We start from the raw sequence: 18,040 nt of genomic DNA on the forward strand, positions 1-18,040 counted from the left end.
TGATCCGGTCAACAAGACGAAATCCGTGATCTTTACCGAAGAAGGGTTGCGCGAGTCCGAGCGGCTTTTTAATCAGCATTTCGTCATTTCGGATAAAGCGGAAGATTGATTCAACGAACTTCTAACTCAGGACATTAGCGCATCACATCAAGATCAACTTGGCAAACCGGGCGGTGTCCATATAAGGGTGTGTCAAGACACAAAAGTTAAAGGTTTTGAGGGGTCACTTTACCCCTCCCGATACGCCGCCGCGCCGTTGTAGGTCCTTCTCGAAAGCCGACTTTTTTGAACGAGAGGCGTGAGCCTGAGTTTTGACACACCCTCGACCCTTTTGGGTCGTTCGCCGGCTAGCTTATGGACGGCGGCTTCTGGAGTACAACGGTCACCGCGCTCAGGTGCGTCCCGGCAGTCGAACGACCAGCGCAGTCATAGTTAGACGGGAAGTTGAGCGATCACCGGGCAAGAACCAGGACTGAATGACTGCTGCCGTCTGTGCGTGGAGTGCAAGAGCCGCGACTCGAGACACTGTTAGCTGGGACCGCGCGGAGTGATGCGCAGAAGAGCTGGGGGCGGAAAAGAAGGATAGGCGCGCTTCGCGTGGACCTGGAATCAGAGACCGACCGGCATTGCGCTAATGAAGGTGAACAGCTGAACCGCGTTGGCCGAAAGCGCTGTGGCAATACGTCGGCACATCGATCCCGGGTGGCCGGACGATGTGCCGATGTTGCGTCGAGTATCTAACCTGAATAAACGTTGCGCCCGTTAGAAGCGCGTCCGAATGCCCACAGTCGCCGCAACCTGATTGCCTGTGGAAGCCTGCGACAAGCCATTGATAAACGCACCCTCGAACGCAGAGCCGGCAGCCCCGTACGCGTGTTGGTAGACACCCTCGACATAGACATCAGTGCGCTTGCTGAACGAGTAGTCTGCCATCAGAGTCACTTGATGCCACTTCGGGTCCGCCGAAACGGTGGCACTAGCAAAGGCGCCTTGAGTGAAGGTGTACGCGCCGGCGAGCGAGATCGAAGGGGTCACCGTATAGTGCACGTTGACTTCGTAGTTATCGAAGTGCAGGGTGTCGAACGACTGCAGGATCACGGAGTTCGCACCGGGCTGCGTATTGTCGAACAAGGTATGCGTCCACAGCAAGCCGAGAATCGCCGGTCCGATCGTGTAGTTGTCGCCAACACCCATCACGCGCTGCCGCGCGGCGGGGAAGTTTACGAAGTCGTTGTTCGACAGTGCCTCGGTACCGGTAAACGCACGGTTATTAAGTTGGAGGTAAGCAGCCGCCAGATTGATCGGACCGTTGTTGTACGTCACGCCGAAGCTATAGGCGCGATTGTTCGAAAAGCCGCCAGCCGCCTTGCTGAAGCCGTACAGCGCCTCGGCCTGCAGCCCTCGGTACGTCGGGCTCACGTACTTGACCGAGTTGTTGATATAAAACGAGTCGTCTACGTTGTCGTTATCGAACGGATGCGCGGCCAGGTTGTTTCCGTCCCCGTTGTTTGCCAATGCGATCGGTCCGAGATCATCGACCACGGAGTCGTACTGCCGGCCGAGCGTCAGCGTTCCATAGTTGTCGCTCTGCAGAACGCCCAGACCCTGCGTACAGTCCTCATTTCTTCAATCCAGTCCCACTGTTGCCGCTCGTCGAAATCATTCGCGGCTTGCAGACCAGTGCTGCTACCGCCAAAATCGTTCGCGAACTGACAGTACGGCTCGACAAGTCGCCGATCGGCGTCAAAAACTCGCCCGGGTTCGTGGTTAACCGGATTCTCGTGCCAATGATCAACGAAGCGTTCTTCCTGCTGGCTGAAGGTGTCGCCACGGCCGAAGAAATCGACGAGGGAATGCGCCTTGGGGCCTATCACCCCATCGGGCCGCTCGCACTGGCGGACCTGATCGGATTGGATGTACTTCTTTCCGTGACAGATGTGTTCTTGAGGGACTTCGGCGATTCGAAATATCGGGCCTGCCCGCTTCTGCGCGAAATGGTCGCGGCCGGGCGTCTCGGGCGGAAAAGTGGCCGAGGGGTGTATCGGTACGAATGATTGAACGGCGTTCGACCTCACTGCGGGCGCGGCACCGCGACTCCTCGATGATGCCGCGGATTTCCTCCTGCGGACCGGACGCCGCCCGCGTGGCGAGCTGCGCATAGTCCCTGCCCTCTGGCGTCGCGTCGCTCTTTACGATGGGTGCCAAAGAGGCGGTTGTGATTTTGAGCTGAGCGTCCGGTTGCTCGAAGTCCACAATCTGTTCGAGCTGGGCCAATCGTTCCTCGTACAGCGCCTTGCGGCATTGGAATACTGACTTGTAAAGCCCAAGCTTCGTTTCGAAGTAGTACACGACAAGCGGAGGCCCCACGTCAGCTTCCTTTGCGACATCTCACACTGAGACGCAGTGAAGCCGTCGCACGCGAAATGCCACGTGGTCGCGAGAATTGTCCAATCGCGTTCTTCAACTTCAGGCTTCATTTCTTATTTCGCCGCGACGATCTGGACTTCTGCGCCGGTTGCCGAATTGGGGCCGACGCCCGCTGCGCGGGCGCCAGTGGAGAAAGACCTGCAGCCGATCAGTTGTACCGTGTCGCCCTTCCTGACGGCGGTCATGACCGCGCATATGAACGCATCAATCGCCTCGCCCGTTGTGGCCTTGTTTGCGCCCGTCGCCGCAGCGACCCCATCCACCAGTTCCTGCTTGTTCAAAGCCATTAAAAGTACTTGCGGGATGTTGTACCAGCCGATTAAGCGGCCGATAAAACCACACCGGAACGCGAGTGAGCCATGACCTGCGAGACGCCACAGACTCATGGCAGCAGGTAGCGCGTGCTCATTCCTCAGCCTTGCCGAGGCCACTCCATACGACCTTGACAGCCTTGCGGAAGGCATGCAGTTGCGAGGCGCTGTCTTCACTCCAGCGAAGGAAAATAACCAGGCCCTGGCAACTGGACAGGATCAATGCGCCACGCAATTCGCGTTCTTCCATCGACAGTACCGGATTGAGTTCGCCAACGAGATTCGCAAAGAGCCTCGCGAACCGTTTTTGTATCTCTACGACGACATCGCGCGCAAACGGTTCATGCAGCGCCAACCCCCAACTTTCGAAGATGGCTGCAGGCATCCCAGGTTTGACAAACTCGGCGAAAGCGTCGTCGATGATCGCTTCGAGCCGCGCCTGCGGGGAGCGGTTTCTGTTTTCGGCAAAGCCTCGAAAGCGTTCGAAGTACCGCTTAGCGACCTCCTCGATCGTGGCGCGCAACAGCGCTTCACGGGTCGAAAAATAGTGCTGTAACGTGCTCAGGCGAATGCCCGCATCATTGGCCACGCGGTTGATCGTGTACCCCGCGTAACCCGCCGCGATCAGCACGTTGATCGATACATCGATGATCTCAGGCACCCGGCTCTCCCGATTGCCGCGCCGTCTCGCGAGTGTCGCGGTTCGTGGATCAAATATCGCTGCGGAAGTGAGGGTCAGTTTTTTCACGTGCACTCCGTTCTGAGGCGCCGACTGTCTCGCTGTTCGGCACAAAGTTCGCGTCTGGCAGCGGCCCGTGGGGTCGCAACCGCCCTGTTCGACAAATCATCGTTGCGGTTCTACGTTTTCCGGGTATCGCGTTGGCGAATCTGCGGTGCGACTGCGCCGCGGTCGCTTCGGGAATCGCTCATCTTAATAGGTTATCTAACCTGACTTAAGTATAGGTTGAGAAACCGGTTTTCCCAAACATCGACACGCCAAATGTCCAACGAATCAATGTATTTATGGGTAGATATCGTTTACCCTTGCCGCCCAAATTAAGAGGTTGCTTTATAGGTTATCTAACCTATAGTTGTCGGTAAGGTGACCGACAAGACGTTGCAATGTTCCCGCCACGAATTGGCGAGACACGATGGTGGCGCCGCGGTGAGAGGAGAGCGAGATGGGTTCCGGCAAGATGTGCTTGCGATCGCTGGTCGCAAAGTGGTTTGGGCACTCTGCGGTGGTGACGGTACGCGTGATGGAGTTCAGTCGCACACCATCGGATCGCAGGCGCTACGTGCGCATCGGCGTGATGCGGCCGGACGGAGGTTTGACCATTGTTTTCTTTCGGCACGATGACGGTTCGTGGAATGTGTTCCCGGCAAAGGCGAGCACGCCGGCGATGCGCGCTTACCCGCTCGCGGCATGAGCGACGGGTCGATAGTCGGGCGATCTCAGGAGAACGGAATGAACATCCTGGAATTGGCGGCGGATGCTGGAATGCTGATCGTGCTTGACGGCAGAATCGGTCGCACCGAGTACCGAAGCGTCCATGGAACGCTGGATGCGTTTCAGCGTTTTGTTCACGCGTTGGAATCGGCACTGGCGAATAACGAGGAGTCCGATGGGTTTCAGTGTCGGGGTAGCCTGTGCGCGGAGTCTTCGTCATCCTGAAGAAATGGTGCCGGAGCGCCACCGTGGAAACCTTCACGCTGACCTGGAATGCGCATCTGAGCGCTGGCCATGAAACTGGAGCGGGCGCAGAACATGTTGGTGCCGGGTCGAGTTCGCTCACACTGCGGAGTAAGCTCGATTGAATGGAGAGACTGATGAAGGTTTCGGCAATCCACGCCTGGGTGACGGCGCTTATTGCTATCGCCGCGGGGCTCCCTCCGGTTTCGTCCTACGCTTACGCGCTCGATCCGCAACTCGACTGTAGATCGAACGCACACGCGTTCATCGCCCCGCTCCTGAAGGACCAGTACATCGATCCGAAGCCGATGCGCGTCGAAGCGAACTCGGTCAACGCATTTCGACCGGCGCACGGCAGCAACCTGACGGCATTTGGCTTTCGCGTCTACGCCGTCCTCGGGTATGAACACGACGATGCAATGTTCAAACGTGGAGATGGTCAGCCTGTTACGGACTCAGCCTATGGTGTGGTAGTGATCGGCCCCATCGAGTCAGTAGAAGCACATGCGCGCCAGGCCGGCAGCGGCGCTGTCATTCATCAAGTAGCCCCCCTACTATTAACGGCCATTTTCTGCAGCGGACCGTGACGCGCTCAGCGGCGCTGTCCGGCAGAGGTGCCGCCGGCACGAACCCGGCCGACGACTTGTGCCAGATCTCAGGCGCCGTTCACTGCATCCTTGAAAGGCTTGCTCGCCGTGAACTTGACCGTCTTCGCGGCAGGGATCTGGATCTCGGCGCCGGTCGCCGGGTTGCGGCCGACCCGCGCGGCACGCGCGCCCGTCGAAAACGAGCCGAACCCGACCAGCTCCCCTGTATCTGTCGACGATACGCGCTGGCGTCGACGTCACCACAAATCGTCAGGATCCAGCGACATCTGTTTCCTCGTGATTGCGCCAGGGGCACGGTCGGATGCATTGGCCCTTGGCAACGGTGGCTTCGGCACATCGGGATGGAAAACCAGATCCACGCCGATCCGGCCAAAGCCATCATTCTTCCCGCTTCAAGCCCTCGGCGCTTTTCGGGATAGCGGCTGCCCACTACCTCCTCCGCCACCCTGTTCACGCAGCGTCCGCCAGCATCGAGTGACGACAGTCCGCCGCGGCGCACCGGCATGCGTACTGCGCCCGAACGTCGTCATCCAGAGGATCGTCTGTCGCCAGCAGATATTCGATAAACAGTTCTTCACCGGGCTCGATCGGCCGGAGCGTGTGGATGAAGATGCGCCCAGCGTCTTCAATGGTCTCGCAGTTGGGCGCGCACGCGTGGTTCAGCCAGCGTGCACTGTTGCCACCGCGGCTCCCGTCGATCACGGACCCATCCGACAGCCCAAAAAGAAACGTATGGCCTTCGACGCCTTCGCGCTGGTGACGGCGCACCGCATTGCGCCACGACGTGATTTGACCTTTGTACTGCAGCACGCGCTCGCCCGCCGCGAGCGGTTTTATTGCGAACACGCCCCTGCCGTGAACTGATGATCGCCGGACAATCACACGCCTCATGGTGTTCTCTCGATTGACATGTGCGCAGTATAGAAGAGGCATAAATCCGCATCCACACTGACGTGGATGCGTCATCCGCGTCAAGGTTTTGGCGACCGTACTGCGTTGCAACTGGAAGTTCAGTTTGGCGCAATCAGCCTGAGGTTCGGAGCCCAGTCGTCTGAACGAACGCAGTGCCGAACTAGAAAAGTTGGGCGCCAAGCTCCCGCAGGCTGTTCCACTTGACGGTGCTGACGAAGGTCCTGCCCGTCGTATCCAGTGACTCGATCATCGCGCGCTGCCCACGCGCTCCTGCAATCACGCGCACGATGCGCGTGCGGTAGCGCAACAGCGCACCGATCGGTGGACACAGCGGCTCCCGCCTGCTCCGCGATCGTTTCTTTTCCATACGGCTATCTATATAGCTATGCAGCGAATCGCAGGGGCCGCGGTACATCGCGGCATCTCGCCACCGATGCTACCAGGCCGACTTGCCCAGCTCCAGGCTCTATGCGCAATCACGTCCACTCCCTGTCGCCGCCCAACGGTAGGGGCGACGTGGCCGGCTGAGTACGGCCGGGAGGAACCCGGCCGATGGCTTGTGCCTGGTCTCAGCCGCCGTTCACCGCATCCTTGAATGCCTTGCCCGCCGTGAACTTGACGGTCTTCGCCGCAGGGATCTGGATCTCGGCGCCGGTGGCCGGGTTGCGGCCGACCCGCGCGGCGCGCGCGCCCGTCGAAAACGAGCCGAAGCCGATCAGCTGCACGGTGTCGCCTTTCTTGACAGCCGCCGTGATGGTGGCGATCAGCGCATCGAGCGCGTCAGCGGCGGCCGCCTTGGTTGCGCCGGTCTTCGCAGCGACTGCATCCACCAGTTCCTGTTTGTTCATTGATTGTTTCCTCGTTGAGTGAATGATGATGCCGACACCCTACCCGATCGGCGCGCCTGCGCGCAATCGGCACGCAACTGCACGGGTTTCACACTCCCGGTCCACACCGATCGCGGCCCGTCTTCTCCTGTCGTCTCGGCGCGCGCCTGTTGAGCCGCCGGATGAAATGGCACATTCCAGCTCAGGAGCGCTGACCACGAAAGGTCAACGGACAGATTTCTGCGCCTGAGGCCCGGCGTTCCCCGAGGATCGGTCGGTCGCGACCATCGACCACGCCTCGGTCTGCCCGATGCCTTCTGCTGCTTGTGCCAGCCTCCCCCGCGCTCCGCTCACGTCCCGTGAATCCGGCCTCGCGTCCGCTGATCGCCGATCGCGTGCCGCGACGCTACGCCAAGCGTCATCCGGCAACCCATTGTCCTGAAATGAGGGCCAGTGTCCACAAACGAAGGGTACGATAGCTCTGACTAACCGGGCCTTCGTCTACACCATTTTTTGCGTTATCGCCGGCAAACAAAGCGCACGAAGCGTCCCGACGCCTGTACCCGGGGGTGGTTCGGCGCAGGTGTTCCAGCAACGGGGAAAAGACCAGACAGGAAGTGCCTGATTTATTGGGATGTTTTAATAGGGCCGTTTCGCAAACCTGCGCCAGCGCTGGAGGCCGCTATCCCGGTAAACTGCATCGAAATACAGGCGACCCCTAGAAGCGTTCCAGAAGTAAAAGTAGCAGCGGTAAATGGCTTGGCGCCCAGCTCGGACCACTGAGCACTGCTACTTTACGTTTCAGGTTTGTCCTGCAACCGTAATCGCGCTGCCTCGATCGACTGGTGAAGCTTGGCCTGCAAGGTCTCACGCGGCGGCAGCACGGTCAGATATTCGGCGACGTGAATGCCGCTCTTGTCCAGTTCGAGCAGTTCGATCTGCTCCTGTTTCTTGCCTGCACACAGGATGATGCCTAGTGGCGGCAGTTCATCCGGTTCCTGCTCGTGTTTCGCGAGCCAACGCAAATACAGCTCCATTTGGCTTTTGTATTCTGCCTTGAAGGCTCCGAGTTTCAGCTCGATCGCCACGAGCCGCTTGAGCTTGCGGTTGTAAAACAGCAGATCGATGTAGAAGTCGTCGTTATCGATTTGCAGGCGCTTCTGGCGGGCCACGAAGGTAAAGCCGGCGCCGAGTTCGAGGAGGAACTGCTCCATCTCACGCAGGATGGCGTCCTCGAGGTCCTTTTCGAGATATCGGTCATTCAGTCCGAGAAAATCCAGCACATACGGATCCTTCAACAGCACATCAGGCGACACACGCTGCTCATGCCGCAGCTGAGCGAGGTCATGCCGGACCGTCTCCTCGGCCTTCCGCGAAATCGTGCTGCGCTCGAACAGCATCGAACTGATGCGCTCCTGCAGTTGCCGCGACGACCAGCGCTCAAGGCGGCACAGTTCGAGGTAAAAGTCGCGCTTGAGAGGATCGTCGATGTAGAGGAGCGTCTTCAGATGCGTCCAGCTCAATTCTCTCCGCACTGCGGAGAGAATTGTCTCGTCCGGGAAAATCTCCGCAGCGCGGAGACAATGCCGCAACTGCTTCTCACTCCAGCCACGCCCGTACTCGACCGTGAGTTGGCGGGCCAAAGACGCGACCACCTGCTGTCCGTACTCCGCACGCGTGCCGCGCAACACCTCCGCGTGAATGCAGCGCCCCACCCGCCAGTACAGCAGCGTCAACTCGGCATTCACGGCAGCCGCCGCACGCTCCCTCGCCGAGTCGATCAGGTGCCGGACTTCGTTCAGCAGTGGTACGGGCGTGAGTCCGCTCATGCTGCCTGAACCTGGGTCGGTGTCCGGAAAAATCCTGCCGGCGAGCCGTTCATGCTGCGTTCACCGCATCCTTGAATGCCTTACCGGCCGCGAACTTGACGGTCCTTGCCGCAGCGATCTGCATTTCCTCGCCTGTGGCGGGATTACGACCTACCCGTGCAGCCCGTGCTCCAGCCGAAAACGTGCCGAATCCGACCAGTTGCACAGCTTCATCGTCGGCTACCGCGCTCGTCACGGCGCGAACAATCGCGTCGATCGCGTCGGCGATGGATGCCTTGCTGTTTCCGGTCGACGCATCTGCCGCATCGACGAGTTCCTGTTTGTTCATGATTTCCTAAGTAAGAGTTACTGCGATTGCGCCGCCCAGGCAGGGAAGACAACAACGGTACCGGAGGAGCCGCATTCCAGCAAACGGAATGGAAGAACGGAATGACGGCTCCCATAGAAGCATTCCGCAGAATCTCTCCGCAACGCGGAGACCAAGGCTCCCTCCCGCAACGGCAGGGCGCTGTTCAAAATAGCTGCCCGCCCAGATGCTCAAGACTTGCCCATTTCACGTTGCTGCGGAATACGCGACCATCCTCGCCATTCGATTCAATCACCGCCCGCTGGCCGCGTGCCTCAGCCACGACCCGGACGATCCGCTCGCCGTAGCGCATGAGCGCGCCGATGGGGGGACTGGCGGGTGATCGGCGTCGTCTGCGCAACTTCTTCATTCCGCCGGCTCCTTCGATGCGCTCCCCTTGCGCCGTGGCGACGCCGATTTCCTGATCGAGCCCGCCCGCCTCGGCGTGGTCCTCCAAAACTGTATGCGTACCGCATCTTCACGTTGCGGTTTAAGATCGCGCGACGAAACGTCTCGGGCAGGTATCGGAAAGTGGAATTTCGCACGCACACTCAAAAACTACAAAATACGTAGCGTTCGTTACGCTGCCCCGTCTGCGAGACCGTGCTCATGAGCTTTGTCTGTTTTAAGTGAGTTTTGCAGCCCAAAACGCGTTTTACCGTGAAACATTTGATGAAAAGCTGCAATAAAGTGACGTATCACCTTGTCTGGAATAGCTTTTTAGATTTCCACGGTTGATCGTATATGTTTCACGGAAGTTCTTCGTGGCGCGTGTTCACGACACGTGAGATGTGATGCGTCCCCTGCCGTGAATTTTCATTTCTGAAGGTCGGTTTTTCGTTTCCATTAATAAGGGTCATAACAAAACGCGCCGTCACCGTGCGGGAGCACGGGCGGTCGAAGGCGACGTGCTGTTACGCTCTTCAAGCCACGACCATGCTGCGGACGTACGCATTTCGATTACGACGGCGATCCGCACTCCGCGACGTCGTAGGATATCGATCGGTAGCTGCACGTCATGCCGGCTAAACTGGCAATCGAGTATGGCTCGCTTGCGGTCGCCGACATCTCACTGGCGATGGTCGAAGATGCCTCGAAGGTGCCCGATGCCGTGCCTGCAGCCGATTACGGCATCGGCACGTGGTTTCGGCCACTAGTAGCACGTCGACGGAAGGCCGAAGAAACCTCGACGCTGACAGCGCACAATCGATCACCTAACCGGTCTCACGCTTGACGGTCGCCGGATCCTTGCCACCCTTCCACCCCGGGTATCCGCGAGATAGCGTATGTCGACAAGTGAGACGAAAGTCGACTGGAGTGCCCCGACCGCGTACTTCGGGGATTCGGACGACAGGATTGTGGATGCAAAGGGCCTCCAGCGGTGCGAGTCACGGGGCGCGCGCGGGCCGACGAAAGCAAGCGATGGCGCTGCCAGAAAGTCCTTGTACGCCTCGCAGTCCTCGACCAGTCATGAACTGAACGGCGTCTCTCCGCGCAAACGGCCCATAACAGGAAGCGCTCTAGTTCCTTTGTGTACGACGGAAGCCTCTTCTTTTCCTCCCGAAACCGGAGCAGGTAGTCGCGAATCGATACAAGGCCGTTGCGTGCGGCCGCGCGGGGCCGATCCGATGCACCGATCATCACCGACAGCCGTCCTGTTGATTGGGCAGATCGATCAGCTCACCCGGCTTTGCTGTGGCGCCGAGTTCGATCTTGCATCGATGCTCAGTAGGTGATCGATCCCGCTACATCTCGGCCCACGATCCTCTCTGCGCTTCTTATGAGTGGTGACTCGGGGCTGCGCAGGGAGGAAATCACGATTGCCGACCGGGCTCGCGTACGCGGATCGCCTTACAGTTGTGCCGCCCCCAGGCTGGGATCTGTCTGTGGTCGGTAAGCACAAGACCGGGCAGACCGTCCCAGTTAACCCGACGAGCGTCGACGCGCTGCGCGAGCACTGACGCGATCGCAAGAGAAACATTTAGAGCGAGCCTTTGGGATCGCTCGTAAAGCTGAATTTCCTTCTCCCCGTGCTACGGACAGCGGAATAACACAAGGCAGAGTCTGACCTGTCGTAGGCACGCGATTCGCTGAAAGATTTGGTCGTACGGGCCATGAGGCGACTGCGTGCGGACATTCGCGCCTCGTCGAGAGCAGAGATGGACTAGCTGCCGGCGACCTCGCCCCATGCATTCGTGGCACGGGTTTGGTACACAGGCAGCCGCTGAGGGCGTGCCCGCCGACATCATCCAGCGCATTACGGATCATCGATCGAGCAGACCACGATCATCGACGTGCAGGCGGGACAGCGACGCACGATGAGCGCTGCGGCAAAATATTTCGATACCAAAGCACTTGTGGATGACGCAGACGACTAGATGGAAGCTCACTCGATCGCCAGTTGCCACGCGGAAATTATGCCCCGCATACGCCCACCCGCAGGGACCGCTCGATTAGAGTGGTTGCGAACGCGCTCCGCGGCTCCGGATTGGAGATGTCGTCAGTTAGATCGACATGCGCGAAGGATTAGGCATCGTCCAGCGACGGGACACAATTGACCCGGGTGGCGAACCGGAGCAAGTCGTGGGTTCGCATGGGCCCACTGCTTCGTCATAGGCCGTGATGCCCAAAGGTTGGGGCGCCATAACTTCGTTTGGTCCTCAGGGTATTCGTAACCGTCAATAGCAGGTCCGCCGAGCGGCTCGCGACATTCGACAAACCGAGAATGGTCAATGACACTCCGCTCAGCCCATTCTGGTTGTAAGTTACCGACGAATGGCGCTAGATAATGACCGCACCACCCCCTTATTTGGGGGGGTCATTTGGAAAGGGTGACGCAGCAGCCCGCATAGTTTGTCGCTACAGGAATGGATATATTCGTGATCACGAGGGGGGCGCTCGATCAGCCTTTGCTTTCTCGTTCCATTTCCCGGCGTTCGCATCGAGGTGATAGCAATCGGCTCGCAACTTAGCGGGACGTCTCCTCGTGTTGATGCGACATACCCATGAATATCGCGACCCGACCGAGGCCCGGCACAAATACAGCATATGAACCGTCGCGACGCCCAGCCCGCAACGAGAAGTCGTTCGAAAGCACCGGGACGGCTGCCGATAGGAGCGACGTTTCCGCGCACCGCGGAGACGCTGCGGATGATGTTGTGTCTCATACTTCCGCCTGCCGCGGGCCGCTCGTGTACATAATATGGACGCAAGGTAACGCGCAGGATGAGATTCTCGCCAAGGGAGAGGACAATGAATTCGCCAAGTTCAGGCTAATGCGCCGCGTGTTCGTTCTATTGGCGAGTATTGACCGGCACTACCGATCGAATTTGGCTCGCTAGCGCTGGATATGCCAACTGCAAGCCGAATCTAGGGCTGAACGTCCATTGCCGCCTATCGAGGCTTGCATACGTTAGCGAGGGAATTCCGTGGCGACGCAATGCGGCAGAGGTAGCGGTGTCCTACCTTCCGTGTACATAGTATGGACACGCGGCACGCGCCAACAATGTTCGTCGCCACGACGAATCCGTTTCGGCGGAGAGTGCCGGAGCGGTGTCCATACTATGTACATCTACTCTGCCTTTAGGCGAACAACGCACGTCAATCGTGGAGGTAAAAAAAAGCCCGCTCAAGGCGGGCTGTTGTAGGTGGGCAAGAAATTCAGTTCGGCTGCGGACGGAACATCTGGCTCATAAGCTCCCGAATCTGGGTCTCTTGGGCCTCAGTGAGAACGCCCGCCTTGATCTTCACGGTAAAGCTGTTGATATCCTTCGTGATCGACCCCGCATGCTCCTTCCCGGAAAAAAACTTGTCGATGCTGCGCTCACTTGCAGAGTTCGTCGTCACCCGACGGGTCGCCAACGCTTTAATCGCTGAAGCTACCTTGCCTTGATCCATCTTGCCGGCCACGACAAGCGGCCAAATCTCCTTCGCTGCTTCGAGTCCAGCCTCACCATGTTTGCGGATGGCCCCAACGATTGCGTCTGCTGCGTTCCCACCAAGAAGGCGCGGCTGTAGGTCGAGGTCTTTCTGGACGAAGTCTGGCAGCTTTTCGAATGAAAGGAACTGGTACAGACCTGTTCTGGACATGCCGAGCGCCTCAGCCATCCGTTTGCGGCCCGGAAACTCCTTTTCGGTCTGCCTGATAGACAAGGCGACTTCATAGTCCGACAAGTCGTCGCGACTGATATTTTCGACCAAGGCGAGTACAGCCATCTCTTCGTCGGAACACTCCACGACCACAGCATTGATAGTGTCGAGGCCCACCATCTTGTGCGCCCGCCACCGTCGCTCGCCCGCAACAATCTGATAACTTTCCTCCGATCGGCGAACGACAATGGGCTGCATCAGCCCGACCTCTCGAATGGACTCGGCCAACTCCGACAGCTTCGCCTCGTTGAAAATCCTTCTCGGCTGCCAAGGGTTCGGCACGATGCCGGACACAGACAATTGCGACGCAGCGCCGGTGGATTCCAACTCTTGCACGCGGAGTTGCGCTACAGCCAGTGCACCGGCTAGGCCGGGCGCAGTCTGTGTACGGTTGCTTCGCTTGACTTCTTCTTCTTTGATAGAAGATGTCGCCCTGATGCCCGCCGTTTTTGCCAGCAGTTGTTCACGCATATTGCTCATTGCGCGTTCCTCCATTTTTCTGCATAGATTTCGTCCACCCACCGGCAGTAATCGACAATGGGTTGTCGCACCCGTTGCAATGATTTGGCCGCGCTATGTGTACTGCTGACATCGAATACAGTCGAGAACGCGAGCGCCCCTGTACTCATCACGGAACTGGCCGGCACTTCGATCGAATGCAGCCAACTCTCGTAGGCGCTCTGTGCCCATGCCCGCACAATGGGTGCAGAAGATGTGCGTCCATAATCGACCTTCGAAAGCATCAGTGAGATAAAGTCGTATTTCTTGTCCTGCTCATACTTGATGAAGCTCTTGGAGACATCCGAAAACAGCCGCCAGAACGACAGCGAGCTGATGAAGTCCAGGTTCTCTGGAACCATCGGCATGACCATGGCGTCTGCCGCCAGCAGTGCGTTCAGGTTGAGGTATGAGAGCGAAGGCGACGTGTCCATCAGGATGTAGTCGTAGCGCTTGCGAAGCGGCTCGAGACCTTGCCGAAGCACCGTCCAGAAACGGAAGCCTGGCCTCATCTTTTGCATAGCGGGAAGATGGAACTCTGCGCCAATCAATTCCGTATGGGCCGGAATCACGTCAAGTCCATCCCAGTACGTCGACTGGACCCGCGACTCGAGCCCCCCTTCGACGTCCTGGTCATAGATGTACGGCAGGACGGTGTCGTCCGGCGTCACATCCTTTTCCGCGTACAGGCCACACAGTTCAGAAAGCGACGCCTGCGGATCGAGGTCGACCACTAGCACTTTGCGGCCTCGCAATGTCAGCCCTTGTGCGAGGCACATTGTCGTGGTGGTCTTCGCGGAGCCCCCTTTAAGCTGAGCCGTTATGATAAGTTTTCCATCCGGCTCGCGTGTTCCCGTAACGAGTGGCGTCTGATAAATATCAGAGACTTTCTGGACCCAGATGCGCGCTTCTTCCAACGTGAAGATACGAGTTCGGCCAGTACCCGCTGCAGTGCCCGGCGGCAATTCACCATCACCCTTGGTAGCGAGGTACTGGACCTGAGGGTGAGAGATGTTGCACATCTCGGCAATCTCCCCTGTTTTAAAAACAGGAGCCGCTTTTCGCGGCCGAGGTGCAAGAATGGTCTCGCGCAGCTCATCCGTAAAAATCGAGACCTTTTCAGCGAACTGGCTAATTTGCTCTAGTGGAACGGTTCGGTCTACGGCAGGAAGTTGGCTAGTTTTCACCATTCTGAGGTTTTTCCATAATTTCTGATGAACCTCAGAATACATGAAACACTTGAAAAGTGCTCTATAAATTGCTGTTTACTATAGAGAGTTTTTTGCGAAAACTGCCGCTCCCCACATTTTCTCGGGTATCAAGCGCAACGCCAGACAGGAAAACTTAGCCTTCGCCCCTCCGGAACTGCCCCAATTCTACATATCTGAAAGCTCGAGCCCCATTGCACGCCGGTCAAGGTGAGGTCACTTGTGCTGTTTTCCGAGTGGCGATACCGGCTCCGAGTGCAAATGCACAAAAATTAAGCAAATGGTGAGGTGTGTTGTGCCGTCAACACGCGACGCAATTCAGCTTCAGTGGATTTGCACAATGAACCTCACCTTCATTTAGCGATTGTCGAACCCCGAAACCATGTTTCCGCGGAAAATGACCTGCGCGAGGATCCAAGCTGCTGCAGCGCACTATTAACTCCATATGCGAGCAGCACAATGGACCTCACCATGCGTGGTTCTGTCCGTTTTTGCACAACGGACCTCACCTTCAAGGAAACCTCAAAGAATTGATTCTGATCAGCTGTTGGTTTGTTTTTTTTAGATCTAAAAACCAGCCAACCCACCAACAGGAAATCGTACTGTTCTTTATGTTCAATGACTTAACGAACGAAAAGTGAGGTACGTTGTGTCGGAGGTGAGGTTTGTTGTGTTGAAAGGTGAGATTCCTTGTGGGCGAAGGTGAGGCCTGTTCAACACCAAGGTGAGGTCAAATGTGCGCGTTGAGTCGCCAGGCGGAAAGGTGAGGTTGTCTGTGCTGAGCGGGGCGCAGACCACGGTGAGCCACACGTGATAAGCGTTTGACGGGAGAAGTAGATTCGCCGTGGTGAGATTGATTGTGCGTAGGTGAGGTCCATTGTGCCCCGCGGGATAACCATATCGGAAACCTTCTCTACAGTCTGCTGATGGTGAGGTTGTGTGTGTTGACAGCTCACCAACGCATGCTACATTCCCGACAGCGAAAATGAAAAACGGATGAGCGCATGGCGGCGGCGGAAGACAACCCAGTCGAAGGCAAGTCTCGAGTGACTTCTCGTCAGATGGCGCTGGCGCTATTCGAGGACATGTTCGACCTTGGCATGCCTATCACGGAAGCCAATCGTGAAATCGGCTACCAGCGCAACAATTTCTTCACCCAAATCGTCAACATGGGGCTGCCCGCGCGGCGATTCCTAGATGCCGCGTATTTCATCGTCGCACAAGAGCAGGAAGCGCGGGATCAGTACGACGTCGAATTGAACTACTTCAAGTGGCTGATGCGCTACGACAGCCGCAATCTCAAGCACTTGCGTACTATCGCAGGGGAAGCTCAGGATGCGAAAATCCAGGTGACAGACACACCGCTCGAGCGGGAGCCCAATGAAGACGACCTGTGGGTCTCAGTCCAGCTCATGGGGATGGTGGGCTTCCACAGAGGGCGCATTCGATTCGACGTGCATCCTCGCTTGGTCCCGCACATCCGTGACCCAAAGAAATCCCACTGGCTGAGCCTGCGCATCTCGACGGCATTTACGCGCAGTCTGGCGCGCGCGATTTATGACCAGGTTCTACCGAGCGTCCCAGATGGCCGAACGGAATGGATACGGCTTGAAGACATGCGAAACTGGCCCGGAAGAATGGGAGCCAACGCGGCCATCTTCAAATATTTCAAGCGCGACTGGCTTGAACCGGCCGTGCGCGAAATCAATGAGGTATCGGACATAGAGCTGTCCTATGAGACCCGGACCGAGTCCAGCACCTCGAAAAAAATCGACCGCATAAGATTTCTGCTCAAGCGCAAGGATACCGCCGATGCTGCCTTGGCCAGCTTGGCCGACGCCAGCCACCTTTACAAGATTCTCAAGGAAGAATTCAACCTGTCGACCAAGCAGTTCAGTGAGATTTCCGAGAACCGCGAAGTCTGGACCGACGAGCGAATCCAGCAGGCTGTCGAATACACGCGCTACAAGCTCAATGATGGGAAGGTAAAGAAGAGTCCCGCTGGCTATTTGATGGGAGCCCTGCGCGACAACTGGAGAATGTCGGAAGCCGAGCGGAAGATGGTCGAGGTTCAGACCAAGCTGCTTACCGAAGAAACGGAAGCTGTGGCCGCAAAAACGGAAACCCAGAGTTCGGTCGCGCGCAGTATTGCCTCGCGCGATGAAGAGGCACGTGCACGCATGAACGAGGAGTCGCGTAAGGGCCGGGAACACTTCGACGCGGCTGACGCCAAGACCCGCAAAGAACTGGTCCGCGCATGGGTTGCGTCGAGGGAGGGAAAGCTCATGCTGCGTCGTATGAAGCTCGAAGCCACAGCCGTCGCGGAAGAAGACATCCTGGCGAATACAGAACTGGTCTGGTACTTGGGGCAGTTCGTGTTTGGCCGAGTCAAGTCGTCTCTCGTTTCAACGTGAGAGTCCCCTCGGGCCGACCGATTCATGCGTCGTGCTCGGGTGTTTTCACGCACTGAACATTGGCGACTCTTACGTGTCGTTGGTGCCCGCGCCATCGTGGCGACTCGGACTCGCCGAAGCACTAAACCTTAAAGCTCATTAACCTCAACGCCACATTAATATGTTCCTCTAGGCGTGGGAGCATCTTACTCAAACGCCTGATCTGCGGAGAGTAAAGCCGGATGTGGTCCTCGCCTCTGCGAATCGACAGGCGAACCGCTACCGCGTCCTCCGGAACTGAGCCGGAAGCCAACGCACCGAGGACGTCGCGAATGCTCAAATCGCGTCGCTTGCCCAGCATCGTCGCGTTTTCTCGCATGCGAACTTCCCCAATCTGGAATCCGATTTGCTCAATAAGGTCGACGGTACGAAAGGACACGCGTCGGTCATCACCAAACGCCTTCAGAACAACATCAGGAAGGCGTGCCGCTTTTATGCATTTCGAAACGTGTCCTTTCGAAACGTTGAGGCTTGCTGAGAGATCCGACTGCGAGTCCCAGATCTTCGCTTGCAACAAAGCGAGATAGAAACGGCCACGCGCGACGAGCGGAGCATTTTCACTTTGCATACTGAGATGGAGTTCTGTCGCGCGCTCGCGGCGCTCCTCGATCTTTTCGGAAATGGCTTCTTTCATGGGGGCGTTATCTCGGGTCGTGTATCGCAAAGATGCACGATCCAATGCACAGTCAAGAAATCGGGTGCGGCTGAACATCGTTGCATGGCCGCGCCCACTGCCCGACGCGGAAACAATCGGATGGCCTTTATTGCAATTTCGGCAA

General features: G+C 57.7%; 17 protein-coding genes and 3 pseudogenes. 7 read left to right on the top strand and 13 right to left on the bottom strand.

Annotated features, from left to right (window positions below; translation table 11 throughout):
• Window positions 1–109, top strand: a 109-nt coding sequence (locus P3T21_RS35740; protein WP_429260621.1) for a DUF6429 family protein, incomplete at its 5' end; no start/stop codon positions are given.
• A 653-nt stretch (window positions 110–762) separates the two neighbouring features.
• On the opposite strand, the pseudogene P3T21_RS35745 reads toward P3T21_RS35740, so the two are convergent.
• Window positions 763–1,593, bottom strand: a pseudogene (locus tag P3T21_RS35745) (porin); the annotation flags it as partial.
• Window positions 1,594–1,619: 26 nt separating this feature from the next.
• On the opposite strand from P3T21_RS35745, the pseudogene P3T21_RS35750 reads away from it, so the two are divergent.
• Window positions 1,620–2,054: pseudogene (locus P3T21_RS35750) on the top strand (3-hydroxyacyl-CoA dehydrogenase family protein); the annotation flags it as partial.
• Window positions 2,055–2,480: 426 nt separating this feature from the next.
• Here P3T21_RS35750 and P3T21_RS35755 read toward each other — a convergent pair.
• Window positions 2,481–2,708, bottom strand: a complete 228-nt coding sequence (locus tag P3T21_RS35755; RefSeq protein WP_429260622.1) for an HU family DNA-binding protein — start codon at window positions 2,706–2,708, stop codon at window positions 2,481–2,483.
• A 124-nt stretch (window positions 2,709–2,832) separates the two neighbouring features.
• Window positions 2,833–3,492, bottom strand: coding sequence for a TetR/AcrR family transcriptional regulator (locus tag P3T21_RS35760; protein WP_429260591.1), 660 nt, complete (start codon window positions 3,490–3,492; stop codon window positions 2,833–2,835).
• A gap of 427 nt (window positions 3,493–3,919) precedes the next feature.
• Here P3T21_RS35760 and P3T21_RS35765 point away from each other — a divergent pair, with 427 nt between their 5' ends.
• The 3 genes from P3T21_RS35765 (at window position 3,920) to P3T21_RS35775 (ending at window position 5,018) form a co-directional block, all read left to right on the top strand.
• Complete coding sequence (locus tag P3T21_RS35765; protein ID WP_172168025.1) at window positions 3,920–4,168, top strand: hypothetical protein; 249 nt, start codon at window positions 3,920–3,922, stop codon at window positions 4,166–4,168.
• 38 nt (window positions 4,169–4,206) lie between these two features.
• Window positions 4,207–4,413, top strand: coding sequence for a hypothetical protein (locus P3T21_RS35770; RefSeq protein ID WP_429260592.1), 207 nt, complete (start codon window positions 4,207–4,209; stop codon window positions 4,411–4,413).
• A gap of 155 nt (window positions 4,414–4,568) precedes the next feature.
• Window positions 4,569–5,018 carry a hypothetical protein gene (locus tag P3T21_RS35775; RefSeq protein WP_429260593.1) on the top strand — a complete coding sequence of 150 codons (450 nt, stop codon included), beginning with the start codon at window positions 4,569–4,571 and terminating at the stop codon, window positions 5,016–5,018.
• Window positions 5,019–5,086: 68 nt separating this feature from the next.
• Here the strand turns inward: P3T21_RS35775 and P3T21_RS35780 are convergent.
• From P3T21_RS35780 to P3T21_RS35810, 7 genes and pseudogenes are all read right to left on the bottom strand, one after another.
• Window positions 5,087–5,248, bottom strand: a pseudogene (locus P3T21_RS35780) (HU family DNA-binding protein); the annotation flags it as partial.
• Between the two features lie 241 nt (window positions 5,249–5,489).
• Window positions 5,490–5,930, bottom strand: a complete 441-nt coding sequence (locus P3T21_RS35785) for an SET domain-containing protein (RefSeq protein WP_429260594.1) — start codon at window positions 5,928–5,930, stop codon at window positions 5,490–5,492.
• A 181-nt stretch (window positions 5,931–6,111) separates the two neighbouring features.
• Window positions 6,112–6,318 (bottom strand): hypothetical protein, encoded by a 207-nt coding sequence (locus P3T21_RS35790; protein WP_429260595.1) that lies wholly within the window; start codon window positions 6,316–6,318, stop codon window positions 6,112–6,114.
• Between the two features lie 202 nt (window positions 6,319–6,520).
• Window positions 6,521–6,823, bottom strand: a complete 303-nt coding sequence (locus tag P3T21_RS35795; RefSeq protein ID WP_429260623.1) for an HU family DNA-binding protein — start codon at window positions 6,821–6,823, stop codon at window positions 6,521–6,523.
• Between the two features lie 749 nt (window positions 6,824–7,572).
• The gene (locus P3T21_RS35800) at window positions 7,573–8,607 is read right to left on the bottom strand and encodes a PDDEXK nuclease domain-containing protein (protein WP_429260596.1); all 1,035 of its coding nucleotides are present in this window, start codon (window positions 8,605–8,607) and stop codon (window positions 7,573–7,575) included.
• 49 nt (window positions 8,608–8,656) lie between these two features.
• Window positions 8,657–8,935 (bottom strand): HU family DNA-binding protein, encoded by a 279-nt coding sequence (locus P3T21_RS35805; protein WP_429260597.1) that lies wholly within the window; start codon window positions 8,933–8,935, stop codon window positions 8,657–8,659.
• A 184-nt stretch (window positions 8,936–9,119) separates the two neighbouring features.
• On the bottom strand, window positions 9,120–9,410 hold the full coding sequence (locus tag P3T21_RS35810) for a hypothetical protein (protein ID WP_429260598.1): 291 nt from the start codon (window positions 9,408–9,410) through the stop codon (window positions 9,120–9,122).
• Window positions 9,411–9,971: 561 nt separating this feature from the next.
• Here P3T21_RS35810 and P3T21_RS35815 point away from each other — a divergent pair.
• Window positions 9,972–10,187, top strand: coding sequence for a hypothetical protein (locus P3T21_RS35815; protein WP_429260599.1), 216 nt, complete (start codon window positions 9,972–9,974; stop codon window positions 10,185–10,187).
• 2,426 nt (window positions 10,188–12,613) lie between these two features.
• On the opposite strand, the gene P3T21_RS35820 is transcribed toward P3T21_RS35815, so the two are convergent.
• Together P3T21_RS35820 and P3T21_RS35825 are read right to left on the bottom strand one after the other, a co-directional pair.
• On the bottom strand, window positions 12,614–13,582 hold the full coding sequence (locus tag P3T21_RS35820; protein WP_429260600.1) for a ParB/RepB/Spo0J family partition protein: 969 nt from the start codon (window positions 13,580–13,582) through the stop codon (window positions 12,614–12,616).
• The gene (locus P3T21_RS35825; protein WP_429260601.1) at window positions 13,579–14,790 is read right to left on the bottom strand and encodes a ParA family protein; all 1,212 of its coding nucleotides are present in this window, start codon (window positions 14,788–14,790) and stop codon (window positions 13,579–13,581) included. Before P3T21_RS35825 ends, P3T21_RS35820 begins: the two co-directional genes overlap by 4 nt.
• A 1,022-nt stretch (window positions 14,791–15,812) precedes the next feature.
• On the opposite strand from P3T21_RS35825, the gene P3T21_RS35830 reads away from it, so the two are divergent.
• Entirely contained in the window at window positions 15,813–17,222 is a 1,410-nt protein-coding gene (locus tag P3T21_RS35830) for a replication initiation protein (RefSeq protein WP_429260602.1), read from the top strand.
• A gap of 121 nt (window positions 17,223–17,343) precedes the next feature.
• Here P3T21_RS35830 and P3T21_RS35835 read toward each other — a convergent pair whose 3' ends face one another.
• A complete protein-coding gene (locus P3T21_RS35835; protein ID WP_429260603.1) occupies window positions 17,344–17,895 on the bottom strand; it encodes a hypothetical protein in 552 nt (183 codons plus the stop codon).
• Window positions 17,896–18,040: the final 145 nt, after the last annotated feature.

It is taken from the genome of Paraburkholderia sp. GAS334, assembly GCF_050436625.1.
Lineage (GTDB): Bacteria > Pseudomonadota > Gammaproteobacteria > Burkholderiales > Burkholderiaceae > Paraburkholderia.